Here is a 14,709-nt window from a genome sequence, read left to right as displayed (position 1 = left end):
AACGCGCGGTAGCCTAAAAAGCAGCAACCCGGCCTCAACCCCGACCCAACCCCGACCCAGCCCGAGAACCCCCGCCCCGCCCTCCGGAAACCTCCCCATTGCGCCAGCAATTTCCACTTGCTACCTTCCCCGGTCAGACCAAAAAAAACCCACCCTCGATGCCACCGACCGAAAACTTTCACTTCCTGCTGCTACCGGAGTTTTCCTCCATCGGCTTCATGTCGGCGATCGAACCGCTGCGCGTGGCAAATCGCTTTCGCGGCGAACTGTATCGCTGGCATATTCTAAGCATCGACGGCGGCCCGGTCTGCGCCAGCAACGGCATCTCCCTGAACGCCGAATGCGCCCTCGCCGACGTCAAATCAGCTCAGAACGTGATCGTGGTCGCCGGGTTCAACCCGCTCGACCAATACTCCCGCGAACTCGCCGAATGGCTCCGCAAGTTGGACCGCGCAGGCACAACGCTCGGCGGTATCGATACAGGCAGCTTCATCCTCGCCGAAGCCGGCCTCCTTCAGCACGAACGCGTGACCTTGCACTGGGAAGCGGCATCGGCGTTTCGGGAACGCTATCCATCGCTGGCGGTAAGCCAGGAGCTGTTCGAAATCGATGCACGGCGCATCACGTGCGCGGGCGGCACGGCTTCCATCGACTTGATGCTGGATCTGATCGGCCGCCGCCACGGCGCGGAACTCGCCGCGCAGGTCTCCGAGCAATTCGTGCTCGGCCGTATCCGGCAGCGTTCGGATCATCAGCGCATGGAGATCGCGGCGCGCTACGGCATCCACAATCGCAAGCTGATTCAAGTAATCGGCGTGATGGAACAGCACATGGAGGAACCACTGTCGCCAGATGCACTGGCAGAGGAAATCGGTGTGACGCGGCGTCAGCTCGAACGCCTCTTCTGCTCGGCGCTGAAAGACACACCGACACATTTTTATCTCGGGCTGCGCCTGGCGCGTGCCCGGGAGTTGCTGCAGCAAACCGATATGTCGATCACGACGGTTTGCGTGGCGTGCGGCTTCGAATCACCATCGCATTTCTCGCGCACTTATCGCACGCGCTTTGGTTCAAGCCCGCGACAGGACCGCGCTTCGCCACGCGCGGCGGTCCCGCTTCAGGATACCGCCGCGCTGGCTTGATCGATCTAGAACGAGTGACGCAAGCCGATACGAACGTCGCTTTGCGTATTCGATGTCGATGGCGTGAAGCTATAGCCAATGACCGCATCCACTCCGTTCGATGCCCTCAGATAGTCGCCCGAGATGTAAAGATCGGTACGCTTGGACAAGAGGTAATGAAGCGCAAGCGAACCCATGTTCCACTTGTGTCCTTCGAAAGCCGTGAACTGATAACCGCCGTAAAGAATAAGCGCCGGCGTGAAGTTATAGGACGCACCGCCTTCGCCCACATGCATGTGCGATGACTGTCCAAAACCCTTGATGGTCGTGTACGTATAGTTGCCGAGCAGCATCAGGTTTCCGAACGCATACGACGAACCGATGCCGTAAGTCGCCTGGCTATCGACGGCAAGGGGAGTGCTGCTGAACAGGTCGTTGACCGCGCCGGTCGCCGGGTCCACGGTCGCAACGGTCTGGCCGAGGAAGGTCTTCGTGCCGATCATCGCGTAGGGATCGAATGCGTAGATGCCGTTCGGGTTGTTCAGGCGTGTATAGGCCGTGCCAATGGTGAAATCGCCGTGCGCATAATGCGCGCCCGCGCTGTACGCGCTTTGCTGATGAAAGTTTCCCGACACATTGCCGAACGAATACATGCCGCCAAATGTGAGGCCGCTGATATTGGGCGACATGTACTTGATCGCGTTCGGCAAACGGTCGCCGTTCATCCGGTCGAAGTCGCCCTGGTGGATCGCGTAGCCGCTCGCGAACGAGGAAATGTTGTAGCCCTCCATGAACTCGTTGGTCATGTCGAGCTGGTTACCCAGCGATATTGTCCCCCACTGGCTCTGCAAGCCAACGTATGCCTGGCGTCCGAACTCGGCGCCACCAAACGCGTATTTGCCGGTGCCGATATGAAAACCCGATTCAAGTGCGAAAATCGCCTTCAATCCGCCGCCGAGATCTTCAACGCCCTTGAAGCCCAGCCGGTTGCCGTACGAGATGCCGTCCTCGAACCTGAAGGCGTGCGAACCGCCCGTGTTGTTCACGTAGGTGATACCCGCATCCAGAATGCCGTACAGGGTCACGCTGCCTTGCGCGTGGACCACGGCGGGTGCGGATACGGCGCTTGCGCTCAATGCAAGGGCCGCCAGCTTTGCGGCATTTCGCTTCTTCATCGTTGATTCTCCCTGATACCCGTGTTTGCTCGTTCGTTGGATAAAGCGTGTCCCGCGCTGCTCCAGCGAAGCCGCCACGAAAGCCGGCGCCGCGCAACGCTTCCCGCTCGATTTTTATTGCAGAGACTGGCTTGGTACGGTGATCTGAAGCTTGTGACGCCGGCGCCTGCTGCGGTACTTTCCGATGCAGGAACCAGCCATGCAAAAGTACGAGTCCATATTTACCGGGGCTCGACGGTTTGCGACGCAAACCTGCCTATGTGCGACGTGTGTTGTTATTTGGAGCCAAGCGCGGTTTGTACGGCTTGCAAACCATTTCCGCCTGTGGCGGTGGTCACGCCATCGAGCCAGCCCTTCACGACATCGGGATTGCGCTTGAGCGCCGCTGTGGCAGCGGTGTCAATGTTGGTCTTGTTTTCCAGCACGTCCGTGATGATCCCGTTCTCGAGGTCGACGTTGAAGGTCATCTGCTTCAAGAGGCGTCCAACGTTAGGGCATTCGCCGATATACCCGGTCCGTGCAACTGTGTTTACCGTCGCGCCGCCAAAGTTCGGACCGAAGTATTTGTCGCCGCCATCAAGGTAAGTGAGATGGAACTTCGTGTTCATCAGATGCGGTTCCCATGCGAGGAACACGATCCATTTCTTCTCGCGGACAGCGCGTTCGACTTGCGTGAGCATGCCGGTCTCGCTCGACTCGACGAGCTTCCAGCCGTTGAGTCCGAAAGCCTTTTCATCGACCATCTTCTTGATATTCTGGTTCGCCGGCGCGCCCGGTTCAATGCCGTAGATCTTGCTTTCGAACTTGTCCGCGTTCTTCTGCAAATCGGCGAACGTATGGACGCCGGCCGCTGCCACATAGTCGGGAACCGCGAGTGTGAACTTGGCGTTGGTCAGGTTCGGATGCACGACCTCGATCGATTTTTCATCGACGAAAGGTTTGACCATCGGTGCTTGCGCAGGCATCCAGTTGCCCAGGAACGCGTCGATCTGCCCTTTCTTCAAACCCTGGTAGGTGATCGGCACCGAGAGATTCGACACGGTCTGCTTGTAGCCCAATGCCTTCAGCACGACGCCGGCCATGGCGTTGGTTGCATCGATATCAGTCCAGCCCGGGTCTGCCATCTTCACCTGCAAGCAGCTTTGAGGCTCGGCCGCAATCACCGATCCGACGGATACGCATAGCGCTGCGATGCAGAATAATGCTTGTTTGAAGGGCTTTTTCATGGTGGCTTCCTGTGGGTGTGTTTTTATGCGAGCGCTTGTTTATTTTTTGACAGCGGGGAAACGTGCCATCGCTTCAAGCGTGTCCAGGTCGATGTGATTTCGCATGTAACGCTGGCTGGCATCGACTGACGGCTGCCAGTCCCATGACTCGATCACGCCCTGCGTGGTGGCGTCGAAATGGAATTGACGGCGGCGCTGGCTCTGCACGACTTCCTCTCGCAGCTTTACGAGGTCCCAACGCCGCGCGATTTCCTTGACGAACGCAGCGACCCGCTCCGCATGTTCCGGATGCGTCGCGAGGTTCGTTCGTTCCAGCGGATCGGCAGTGACGTTGAAGAGCTGGTCGGGGTCGGCCGGCGTATGGATGAACTTGAAATCGCCGCGACGCAACATGACGATGGGCGCAATCGCGCCTTCGGCAAGGTACTCAGCGATGGCTTCATCGTGCGCCCCGGAGTCGCCGCGAAGATGCGGCACGAGGCTTTGACCATCGAGCGTGTCGGGCCACGCGGGCCGCGCCGAACCGCGGCCGAGCTCAACGAGCGTTGGCAGCAAGTCGAGATGCGAGACCGAAGCCTTCACGTGACCCGCCTCGAATTGCCCGGGCGCATGCACGATCAGCGGCACGCGGCAACCGCCCTCGAAGAACGTCATCTTGTACCAAAGGCCGCGTTCGCCGAGCATCTCGCCATGATCGGACGTCACGATGACGATGGTGTCATCAGCCATGCCGGACTGATCGAGCGCTTCGAGGATCGCGCCGAACTGGGCGTCGACGTAAGAAATCGCGCCGTAATACGCGTGACGCGCATTGCGGATCTGCTGATCGGTCGGCGGCGTCTTGTCGGTTTCGCAGACATGGCGAAGGCGCTTTGAATGCGGATCGGCGGCGTCCAGCGTGTCGCGATACGAAGGCATCTGGATGTCTTCATCGCGATACATGTCCCAGTACTTCTGCGGAATCGCGTAAGGGTCGTGCGGATGCGTCAGGGAAGCCACCACGCAAAACGGCCGCGCATCTTTGCCGGCTTGCCGCTCACGCGCTATGTCGAACAGCTTCTGGCGCGTGGTGTAGGTGACTTCATCGTCAAAATCGAGCTGGTTGGTACGCACGCAAGGACCTGCATCAATAACCGAACTCATGTTGTGATACCAGCTCGGGCGGGTCTGGAAGTCATCCCAGTTCGGCGTCCAGCCAAAGTCGGCGGGATAGATGTCCGTGGTCAGGCGCTCTTCAAAACCATGCAACTGGTCGGGACCGCAGAAATGCATCTTCCCCGAAAGAACGGTCCTGTACCCCTCGGCACGCAGGTAATGCGCAAACGTCAATGTTTGCGATGGAAATTCGGCGGCGTTATCGTAGGCACCTATGTTGGACGGCAACTTCCCGGACAAGAATGAAAAACGCGACGGCGCGCAAAGCGGGCTCGCGCAGTAGGCGGAATCGAACACCACGCCGCGCGCCGCGAGCGCGTCCATGTTCGGCGTTTTTGTCGCATGATGACCATAGGCCGATAACGCGAACGGCGTCATCTGGTCGGCCATCAGGATGAGGATATTTTGTCTTGGCTTAAGCATCGGGGCGAGGCTCGAATAGAATCGGAAGGTGGAACGCTGGCACACTGCATCGCGTATCACTATTGCCGTTCAAATCGCGGCTGTGAAGAGAGCAAAACGTTATGAGCTCATAAGGGGCACTTATGTCGAGACAGGATCGTTTGCCGCCAATGCAGGCGTTATCCATGTTCGAGTCCGCCGCGCGTCTCGCCAGTTTTACGGCGGCCGCGCGTGAGCTCGGCTCCACGCAGCCGGCCGTCAGCCAGCGCGTGGTGCAGCTCGAAGAGAATCTCGGCGCGCCGCTCTTCGAGCGTGGGCATCGCGGCGTGACGTTGACCGAAGACGGCGTGCGCCTCTTCGAAGCGGTGCGCCAGAGTCTCGAAACCATCCGCATCGCCACGAACGATATCCGCGCGCGTCATGCCGCACCTTCGCAGCAGTCGCTCAACCTTCTGACCGACTTCGGCTTTGCGACATACTGGTTGATGCCAAGGCTCTCGCAATTCAAGGCGCTCATGCCTGACGTCGATGTAAGGATCACCACCGCGCAAGACGTCCTGGCGGCGGAGCACGATCATGCGGATATCGTGATCGGCTTCGGCCACGTTGCCATGAACTGGCCCGGGCGCGGCGCACTCAAGCTGTTTCCGGAACAGGTCACGCCCGTATGCAGCCCCGCGTTTCTCGCGCGGCATGGCAAACCGGTAAGACCATCAGACCTGAGCGAATGGCCGTTGTTGCACCTTGAACCGACGAATCCGGAACGATGGCTTTCATGGCACGGATGGTTCGCCGCGCACGGGCTGACCGCGCCGCCCGCGCATCGCGGCATTACATTCAACAGCTACGGCTTCGTAGCGCACGCCGCGATCATGGGCCAGGGCGTGGCCCTCGGATGGGCGCCGCTCGTGGACGAACTCATCGCAAGCGGGCAACTGGTACAACTATTCGATAAACCAGTCATGACCGATGGCGGATATCTGCTCAGCTCACCGCGCGCACAAACAACGGCAGTTTGCGCATTCCGCGACTGGCTGCTGGCCGAGTGCGGCCTGGCTTCCCATACCCCCGCTTGACGCTCCGATACCATCATCACGGCGCATAACTTCTAGCCGCAGTCCTGTGCGGTTTGCTCTACTGCGAAGTACACGCGCTGCCTTCGCGGCGCTGCCCTTTGCAGAGTGGAGAACCGCATGTCCAGCGATATGGCGTCTATAGCCCAACCCCATCGACTCGTGCTCACGGTCGCTTGCCCAAGCGCCGCGGGCCAGGTTGCAGCCGTGGGCGGCTTCCTCGACCGGCACAACTATTACGTCGATGAACTCACCGTCTTCGACGACGACCTCAGCCAGCGCTTTTTCGTGCGCTGCGTTTTCCACGGCGTGGATCGCGATGAAACGCTGCAGATCGCCGCGCTGCAGCAGGAATTCGCCCCCATCGCCGAGCGTTTTTCGATGACCTGGGCCATCCATAACGTCGATGCGCGGCCCAAGGTGCTGATTTTGGTGTCGAAGCTTGAGCATTGCCTTGCGGACTTGCTGTTCCGCTGGCGCATGGGTGAGCTGAAGATGGATATCGTGGGGATCGGGTCGAACCATCGTGACCTTGAACCGCTTGCAATCCAGCATGGCTTGCCGTTTCATCATCTCCCCGTCACCGCCGATACCAAACCGCAGCAGGAAGCGCGCTTGCTCGACCTGTTCGACACGTCCGGCGCCGAGCTGATGATTCTCGCGCGCTACATGCAGATCCTTTCAGGCGAGACAAGCCGCAAACTCGCCGCACGCGCGATCAACATCCATCATTCGTTTCTGCCCGGATTCAAGGGCGCAAAGCCTTACCATCAGGCGCACACGCGTGGCGTCAAGCTGATCGGCGCGACCGCGCATTTCGTGACCGATGATCTGGATGAAGGTCCGATCATCGAACAGGTGGTCGAACGCGTGGACCATTCATACAAGCCGGAGCGCTTGCTTACGACCGGACGCGATGTGGAATGCATCACGCTCGCGCGGGCGGTAAAGGCGTTTATCGAACGGCGGGTGTTTATCAACGGCGATCGGACGGTCGTGCTGTAGTCGTTTCGATCTACCAATAAAAAACGCCGCTTGAATCAAGCGGCGTTTCTCGTTGAAGCGTTAGAACGAATTTACTTCGTCCAGCTCGACACACGGTCCGCGTGTGCGTTCACCCACGCATCCGCAGCAGCGGCCGGTTTTGCGCCGTTCGTGGTCGCGAGCATGACGCTGTCGATCTCACCCGGTTTCCACTGGAACTTCTTCAGGAATGCGACCACCGTCGGTGCCTTCGTCTCAAGTCCCGGATTGATCACGCTGTCCACGTGCTCGGATTCGCCGAACACCTTCTTCGGATCTTCCAGGAACTTCAGTTTGTACTTCGCGAACATCCAGTGTGGCTTCCAGCCTGTCACGATGATCGGCTTCTTCGCGTTCTCGGCACGCGCCAGTTCCGCCGTCATCGCACTGCCCGAGCTTGGCATCAGCGTGTAGTCGAGGTTATAGGCCTTGATTGCTTCGGATGTCTTCGACATCACGCCCGCGCCTGCATCGATGCCCACGATCCGTCCGCCGAAATCCGCTTTCTTCGCTTCGAGGTCCGTAAGGCTCGTGACCGGCGCATCTTCCGGAACGATCAAGCCGATCTTCGCATCAGGAAAGTTCACACCGACGTCGACGACCTTCGTCTTGAAGTTTTCCCAGTACGCGCCGTGCGTGACCGGCAACCATGCCGACAAGGTTGCATCGAGGTCGCCGCGCGCCACGCCCTGCCACATCACACCCGCTGCCACGGGCACGAGCTGCACGGGATAACCCAGCTTCTTCTCGATGATCTGCGCCGCCACGTTCGACGTCGCCACGCTGTCATCCCAGCCTTCCACATAACCGATCTTGATGGTCGGTTTTGCGTCGGCGGCGATGGCGGACACACTGGCTGCGGCCAACGCTGCGCTCATCGCGCTTAATACCACTAGCTTCTTGATCAGTTTCATTGTCTTCTCCCCTTCGCGGTACACACTATTGAGGCTTTAGAATCACTGGCCAGAAATACGCCGACTGGTTTTTTTTCGACACCCAGTTGTCCGGATGCGACCTCGTTTTATCCCGGTGCGTCGCCGGTCCTGATGAATACCCTTACTTGTCTACAACAAGATCGGTCAGAGGCTTGCTGCAGCACAAAAGCACCATGCCCTGATCGATTTCCCGCTGACGAATGCCGCCGTTGTGCTTCATCTGCACTTCGCCGGAAATCAACTTGACCTTGCACGTGCCGCACATGCCCTGAGTGCAGGATGCCGGCAGACGGACGCCGGATTTCTTCGCCGCATCGAGCACATGTTGTCCGCTGCCGCATTCAATCTCGCGATTGCTTTTGGCGAAGCTGACCTTGAACGTGGTTTCAACGGGCGCGGCGATTGGTTCGAATTCGGGCACCGGCGCGAAGCCGATCGCCGTTTCACGTGCTTCGGCGAACGTTTCGTGAGACCGCAAAGCATCGGCGACATGCGCCGTCGTGAGTTCGGCCGCAACCTCGGCGATTGTCTCGAATGAGAAGCTTTCCTCGTGATAATGCTTAAAATCGAAGCCGCCTTCCGCCAGGAGATCGCGCACGGCTTTCATATACGGCGCCGGACCACACGTGAAGATTTCGCGCTCCATGAAGTCCGGCGCGATGAGCTTGAGCAAGGGCAACGTCAGGAAACCGGTCACACCCGGCCAGTTCGTTCTCGCGCCGACGCGTTCGCACACGAAGGCAGTCCGGAAATTCGCCTGGTTCGCCGCGATCAGGTCGAGCTCGCGCGCGAAGATGATGTCGTCCGGCGTGCGGGCGCTATGCAGGAACACGATGTCACGATCTTCGCCCAGCTCGTAATGCGCGCGGCTCATGGACATCAGAGGCGTGACCCCCGATCCCGCCGATAAAAACAGAAACTTGCGCGCCGGATGCCGCGCGCAGGTAAATTCACCGGCGGGTCCCAGCACGCGAACCTTGCCACCGGTCTGCAGGTTATCGTGAAGCCAGTTCGAAACCTTTCCGCCCGGTACGCGCTTCACCGTGATCGAGATGGTATGCGGCCGTGTGGGAGGCGACGAAATGGTGTAGCAGCGATTGATCGACTCGCCGTCTATCTCGAGTTCAAGCGTAATGAACTGGCCCGGTTCGAAAACAAAGGTCCGCTCATTCGGCGCGCGAAAGAAAAAACTCTTCACGTCATGCGTTTCCTGACGCACGTGGCAGCAGACGAGTGTGTCGTCGGTATCGCTGTCCCAGCGCGCCGGAAGCTTGTCCCAGAACTCGGGCTGGGTGACTCGGTTCGGGGCGGGCTCGAACGTCGCCTGATCGCGCATCATCTGTTTCTCCGCTTAAGACCTGAGTGCCGCGTTGTAATCAACGCTTGAACGACACGACTTTCTCGCCGTGCGAAGACGGCACGACCGCTTCATCCGGCGTATTCGCGTAGTCTTCGAGACGCCCGATATACCACTCGCAAAACTTCTCCACGAGGCCTTCGGTAAATGGCGAATACGGACCCGGCTCATATGCGCTGCTGGTCACGCCGAGCTGCGAAAATTCAACCAGCGCGCGGTCCTGATCGTTGGTCGCGCGCCAGACGGCCGTGAGGTTATCCACGTTGTAGTCGATACCCTCACGCGCGTCCTTGTTCACCAGCCACTTGGTGCGCACGAGCGTTTCACCCGCTGACAGCGGAATCACCGAGAAGCTTACGATGTGATCGCTCATGAAGTGATGCCATGAGTTCGGTTGCGTCCAGAACGACAGGCCGCCGAGATCCGCTTGCTCGAAACCGCCCAGGAGCTTTGTCGATGCAACCTTGGCGTCCATGGTCTGCGACTCGCCGCTGCGATCGAGCGGCAGGCGTTGCGTACGAAAGCCGGTGACGAGGTCTGCGAGTCGATCGATCTCCTTCGACGGCAGGTTCATCGCTTCCCATTGCTTCGTGCGCTCTTCAACGGTCTTGTCGAACGCGGCCATTGCTTCTTCATTATCGGCGGAACGTTGATAACCAAAGCCGTATTCGTAGAGCGAGATGGTCAGTTCAGGATGGTTCGCGACGCAGTGATAGCACTCGCGGTTATTCTCCATCGTGAGCTTCCAGTTACCCTTTTCAATGATGTCGATCGAAGCCGCGACCTTGCAATTGGCAAGACCATGCGGCAGCAGATAAGGTTCCATCGACGCACGCAGCACCGCGAAATCGGCAGGCGGCGTTTCCGCGAGGCAGATGAAAATCAGCCCGGCAAGGTTCTCGAGATGGACCTTCTTCAAACTGTGCTTGCATTTGTCGAACTGCTCGCCCATATGCTCGGCGAACATCAGATCGCCGTTCAGGTTGTAGGTCCAGCTATGGTACGGACACACGATATTCCCAAGCGAGCCCTTTTCCGAACTGCACAGACGCGCGCCACGATGGCGGCAAACGTTATGAAATGCACGGATCTGCATGTCGTCGTCGCGCACGATCAAAATGGAATCGTTGCCGAGTTCCACTGTCATGTAGTCGCCCGCTTCCGGCACATCCGGCTCGACCGCCACCTGAATCCAGTGCTTGCGGAAGATCACGTCCATGTCCAGTGCGTGAATTTCCTCGCTCGCGTAGAACGGCGCTTCGAGCGTGTGGCCCTTCTTGCGGCGTTCGATCATTGCGCGAACGTCAGCGGAAACTTTCATCGTGTACTCCGAGTTTTGGTGCCCCGTGCGACCTTGAACGCGCGGGAAATTTCATATGGCAAATCAATAATCCACGAGTTGATGCTCGCGCAAATACGCCAGGATCACTTGTGCTTTTTCGACGGAAGTCCCTTCAATTACGACGCTTCCGCCGCGGCTTTCAGTCGTCGTCGCGGAGAGCATGCGCGCGTGTCCCGAGCGTTTCTCAGCAGCGGCCAGACGGACCGGTTTCGCGGTCGCGGGTTTGATGGACCAAGCCGTGTTGTCCGATGCGCTGGCGGCGCTCACCAGCACCTTTTCGATGGAACCTTCGCGCAGCTTTGCGTACGCGTAGCGCGGCGTGGCGTTGGCCATCGGATGCACGGCGATCAGCGCCGGAAGCTTCGTCTGCACGCGGCGGCGCAAACCTTTCGGCAGGAATTGCCGGACCGTCACGTGGTCCACTTCGACCTCGATGTCCACCGCCGATGCAAGCAACGGCATGTCGAGTGCGTCGGCAAGTTGATACGGCAACATGCCGCTGTCCTGCGTGCCTTCCGCGCGTGTGCCGGTGAGAATAAGGTCGTAGCCCTTCAGGCGAACGCTCAATGAGGGCGCTATTTCATCACCCGCGGCCACTGAGAGCACTTCGACTTTCGCCGCGCCCAGCGCGAGGTATTCGCGCAGCGCCGCGTTCGTGGGGTCGCCGGCGTGGATCACGTCGAGCGTCGCGTGATGTCTTGCGGCAAGCGATGTGGCGAGGGTCAGCGCAGCGGCGTCGTTGCGGCTATAGCGCTGAGTGCCACTCACGGGATGACGGCCAACCGATACGAGCACCGCGATTCGCGCCGCGCGTTTCGCCGTCGATGCGTTGGAGTTCATGCGAGCGCTCCTTCCAGCTTTGCTGCGTTCGGCACATTGCTGCTGTGCGCCGCCATTACGCCTGGATTTGCACGTGCGCTGCGTGCTGCGGCGGCGGCATCGGTCAGTGCTGCAATCGTTTCGGCCGCGTCGCCGATGATCGTGAGGTTCGCGCGTTTTGCTATCGGAGCACTGGCGTCGAGGTTCACTGCAATCACGTGGCGGCAATCCTTGATGCCCTGCAAATGCTGCACGGCGCCCGAGATCCCGAAGGCGATATAGATGCTTGCATCAACGGTCTTGCCTGTCGCGCCGATCTGTTTATCGCGCGGGAATTTGCCGTCGTCCACGGCAACGCGGCTCGCGCCGACTGCCGCGCCGACCGTGCTCGCCAGCCGCTCGAACGCGGGAACATCGGTAACGCCGTTGCCTGCCGAAACGATAAAGTCCGCCTCCTCCAGCGCAACCTGCGCGGCGTCAATTTCCTCGATGCCGAGGTCCTTGTACGGGCTTGCTGTTTTCAAACTCGCCGTGGCGAATTGTTCAGCCGCAACCTGCTCGCCCGCGCCGACGAAAGGCAAACGGACATCGACCGCATTCGGTGCGAGCAGGATCACGTCGGGCAATGCACGCACTGCATAAGCCTTGCGCACTTGCGTGTGAACCGAGACGTGCGTGGCGTCGATTTCGACGACTTGCGTCGCGACCGATGCCTTGGCTTGCGCCGCGTATCGACGGCCGAGGTCGCCGTCACCGGCGGCGTTATCAGGCAAAAAGATATGCAATGGCGAATACGCCGCAACACACGCAGCGAGCGCGTCCAGCGCGGCATCGGGCGTGAACGCGCGCCGGTCGAACGCAGGCATTGCGATAACCTTGTCCGCGCCGAGCGCGGCTGCATCGTCCTTCAATTCGCCAAAGACCAGCAGCACCACTTGCGTGGCCGCGTCCGCAAGCAACGCGGCGGCGGCAAGCGTCTGGCGCGCGTGGTCATCGAGCGAACCGCGATCGCTGTGCGCCGCCACGAGCAGCGAACGAAGCGCCGCAGAAGTCATGCGCTGCGGTTTAACCTGTTCGCGATGGCCGCCGAGCGCCACAAGGTCAGCGTCGCCTGCTGCGCCGACAACGCCCAGGGTAATGCGCTTGAGCCCTTCAGCCGTGACAGAGAACGGCCGGCGCGGATCGATTCGTTTGATTGTATGCATTGCTTACTCCAGCGCCGCTGCAACGAGTTCGGCCACGTCGAGCACTTCGGGACGCGCACCCACCACCCCTTCGAGCATCGCCGTGCAGTTCGGGCAGCCGACCGCGACGATCTCCGCGTTGATCGCGCGAGCGTCGTTGATCCGGATATCGGGAATGCGCTGCTTGCCGGGAATGTCCGTGAGAGGAGCGCCCCCGCCCCCGCCGCAGCATCGGCCGCGCATGCCATTGCGTTCCATCTCGACCACCTTGATGCCGATGGTCCGGAGCAACGTGCGCGGCGCTTCCGTTTCACCGTTATAGCGGCCGAGATAGCACGGGTCGTGATACGTGACGGTCTTGCCCGTCGCGAGCGCGCTTTCCGCCGAGGGTTTCAGCTTGCCGCTCGCCACGAGTTCCGCGATCAGCGCAGTATGATGCTGAACTTCATACAAGCCACCAAGCGCGCGATATTCGTTACGCAAGCTGTGCATGACGTGGGGATCGGCGGTGACGATTTTTCCGAATGAATACTGCGAGAGCGTTGCGATCAGTTGCGTAGCGAGCTGCTGGAATGTGGCTTCATCGCCGAGACGACGGGCAGTGTCGCCGGTATCCGTTTCCATGCCGCCAAGCACGGCGTAATCCACGCCGGCCTTGTTCAACACCTTGACCAATGCACGCAGCGAGCGCTGGTAGCGCATGTCGAACGCGCCTTCGCCTGCGATCAGCAACACGTCAACCGGACGGCCGGGTTGCGCAACCTGGACTTGCAGATCGACCGCCCAGTCATAACGCGCGCCAATGTCGAAGCCATTCGCGCTGCCCGTCTCGCGCAGGTTCGCGAGCGTCTCCGGACCCTTGCCCGGCACGATGCCTTCGACCAGCGTCTGGTTGCGCCGCATATCGACGATAGCGTCCACGTGCTCGATCAACATCGGGCATTCCTGCACGCACGCACGGCATGTGGTGCAGGACCAGATGGTGTCCGCTTCGATCATCGTGGAGATCAGCGGTTTCGACGGCGCGCCGGAGTGCTTGCCGAGCGGAATTCCGGGCGTGGGGCTGCCCGCATACGCCGCGTCCGTTCCACCGACCATGCCCGTCACGAGATCCTGGATCAGCTTCTTTGGATTCAACGGCTGGCCTGCCGCAAAGGCGGGACACGCCGCCTCGCATTTACCGCATTGCACGCACGCATCGAAACTGAGCAGTTGGTTCCAGCGGAACTCGACCGGCCTGGATACGCCATATTCATTTGCATCGAGCACGGGCATCTTGAGGGCGGTCGGCGGGACCACGTCATGCTCATGGCTGCGGCCGGTGAAACGTTCCTGGCGTGGATGAAACGCGAGATGCAGCAAACCTGCGAGCGCGTGTTTCATCGGACCGCCGCGTGCGGCGCCGAAAGTCATGGTGAACGCGCCGGCTGCAATCAGCAGCGCAACGATGATCGCCAGCGCACCTGACATGGCCGATGCAGGCAACATGATGAACAGCGCAAGCCCGAGCGCAAACGAGCCCAGCAACAGCGGCAGGCTGTCCCACGGACCATGCGACAAACGCGCCGGGACCGCTTTCGCGCCATGCCTGCGACGCCATACGAACACCGCGCCCACGAGCATGATCAACGCAGCCAGGAAGATCAGCTTGTCGATCCATGGCGAATATATCGCCAGCCCGTAGTTGATGAACACGAGCCCCATTGCAGCGATGGCGCCGCCCGCCGTCGCCACGTGGGTCTTTGCAATATACGGATCACGCGCGACCACATGATGCAGATCGACGAAATAGCGCTTTGGAATGGAAAGCAGATTGCCCCATCCGTACAGGCCGGCCGCCGTTGCGCGGCCCTCGCGCCAGTACGACGCACGTTTGAACAGCGCGAGCGCAAGGCCC

The 14,709-nt window shown here is 60.1% G+C and carries 12 protein-coding genes; 3 read left to right on the top strand and 9 right to left on the bottom strand.

Going from position 1 to position 14,709, the window contains the following annotated elements; genetic code table 11:
* Window positions 1-158: 158 nt before the first annotated feature.
* On the top strand, window positions 159-1,142 hold the full coding sequence (locus tag ACFFAR_RS09970) for a helix-turn-helix domain-containing protein (RefSeq protein ID WP_174364710.1): 984 nt from the start codon (window positions 159-161) through the stop codon (window positions 1,140-1,142).
* Between the two features lie 5 nt (window positions 1,143-1,147).
* Here the strand turns inward: ACFFAR_RS09970 and ACFFAR_RS09965 are convergent, their stop codons facing one another.
* The 3 genes from ACFFAR_RS09965 to betC all read right to left on the bottom strand — a co-directional run bounded on the left by ACFFAR_RS09965 (window position 1,148) and on the right by betC (window position 5,100).
* Window positions 1,148-2,296, bottom strand: a complete 1,149-nt coding sequence (locus ACFFAR_RS09965; RefSeq protein ID WP_062172004.1) for a porin — start codon at window positions 2,294-2,296, stop codon at window positions 1,148-1,150.
* 275 nt (window positions 2,297-2,571) lie between these two features.
* Window positions 2,572-3,522 (bottom strand): choline ABC transporter substrate-binding protein, encoded by a 951-nt coding sequence (locus ACFFAR_RS09960; RefSeq protein ID WP_062003583.1) that lies wholly within the window; start codon window positions 3,520-3,522, stop codon window positions 2,572-2,574.
* A 39-nt stretch (window positions 3,523-3,561) separates the two neighbouring features.
* Window positions 3,562-5,100 (bottom strand): choline-sulfatase, encoded by a 1,539-nt coding sequence (gene betC, locus ACFFAR_RS09955; protein ID WP_375507827.1) that lies wholly within the window; start codon window positions 5,098-5,100, stop codon window positions 3,562-3,564.
* Window positions 5,101-5,222: 122 nt separating this feature from the next.
* On the opposite strand from betC, the gene ACFFAR_RS09950 reads away from it, so the two are divergent.
* Together ACFFAR_RS09950 and purU are read left to right on the top strand one after the other, a co-directional pair.
* Window positions 5,223-6,155 (top strand): choline sulfate utilization transcriptional regulator, encoded by a 933-nt coding sequence (locus ACFFAR_RS09950; RefSeq protein WP_375507826.1) that lies wholly within the window; start codon window positions 5,223-5,225, stop codon window positions 6,153-6,155.
* A gap of 129 nt (window positions 6,156-6,284) precedes the next feature.
* Window positions 6,285-7,157, top strand: a complete 873-nt coding sequence (gene purU / locus ACFFAR_RS09945) for a formyltetrahydrofolate deformylase (RefSeq protein WP_375507828.1) — start codon at window positions 6,285-6,287, stop codon at window positions 7,155-7,157.
* 71 nt (window positions 7,158-7,228) lie between these two features.
* On the opposite strand, the gene ACFFAR_RS09940 is transcribed toward purU, so the two are convergent.
* The 6 genes from ACFFAR_RS09940 to ACFFAR_RS09915 form a co-directional block, all read right to left on the bottom strand.
* Entirely contained in the window at window positions 7,229-8,089 is an 861-nt protein-coding gene (locus tag ACFFAR_RS09940) for a glycine betaine ABC transporter substrate-binding protein (protein WP_062003767.1), read from the bottom strand.
* A gap of 142 nt (window positions 8,090-8,231) precedes the next feature.
* Window positions 8,232-9,449 (bottom strand): FAD-binding oxidoreductase, encoded by a 1,218-nt coding sequence (locus ACFFAR_RS09935; RefSeq protein WP_375507825.1) that lies wholly within the window; start codon window positions 9,447-9,449, stop codon window positions 8,232-8,234.
* A 37-nt stretch (window positions 9,450-9,486) separates the two neighbouring features.
* Entirely contained in the window at window positions 9,487-10,788 is a 1,302-nt protein-coding gene (locus ACFFAR_RS09930) for an SRPBCC family protein (RefSeq protein WP_062171990.1), read from the bottom strand.
* A 63-nt stretch (window positions 10,789-10,851) separates the two neighbouring features.
* Window positions 10,852-11,649 carry an electron transfer flavoprotein subunit beta/FixA family protein gene (locus tag ACFFAR_RS09925; protein WP_174364127.1) on the bottom strand — a complete coding sequence of 266 codons (798 nt, stop codon included), beginning with the start codon at window positions 11,647-11,649 and terminating at the stop codon, window positions 10,852-10,854.
* Complete coding sequence (locus ACFFAR_RS09920; RefSeq protein WP_174364128.1) at window positions 11,646-12,833, bottom strand: FAD-binding protein; 1,188 nt, start codon at window positions 12,831-12,833, stop codon at window positions 11,646-11,648. The genes ACFFAR_RS09925 and ACFFAR_RS09920 overlap by 4 nt, the downstream gene beginning before the upstream one ends.
* Window positions 12,834-12,836: 3 nt before the next feature.
* Window positions 12,837-14,709 (bottom strand): (Fe-S)-binding protein (locus ACFFAR_RS09915; RefSeq protein WP_375507824.1); only part of this gene is annotated, 1,873 nt, incomplete at its 5' end.

Source organism: uncultured Caballeronia sp. (assembly GCF_964243625.1).
Lineage (GTDB): Bacteria > Pseudomonadota > Gammaproteobacteria > Burkholderiales > Burkholderiaceae > Caballeronia.
Note: the sequence above shows the minus strand (reverse complement) of the source record. Positions and strands in the feature narration are given on the sequence as shown.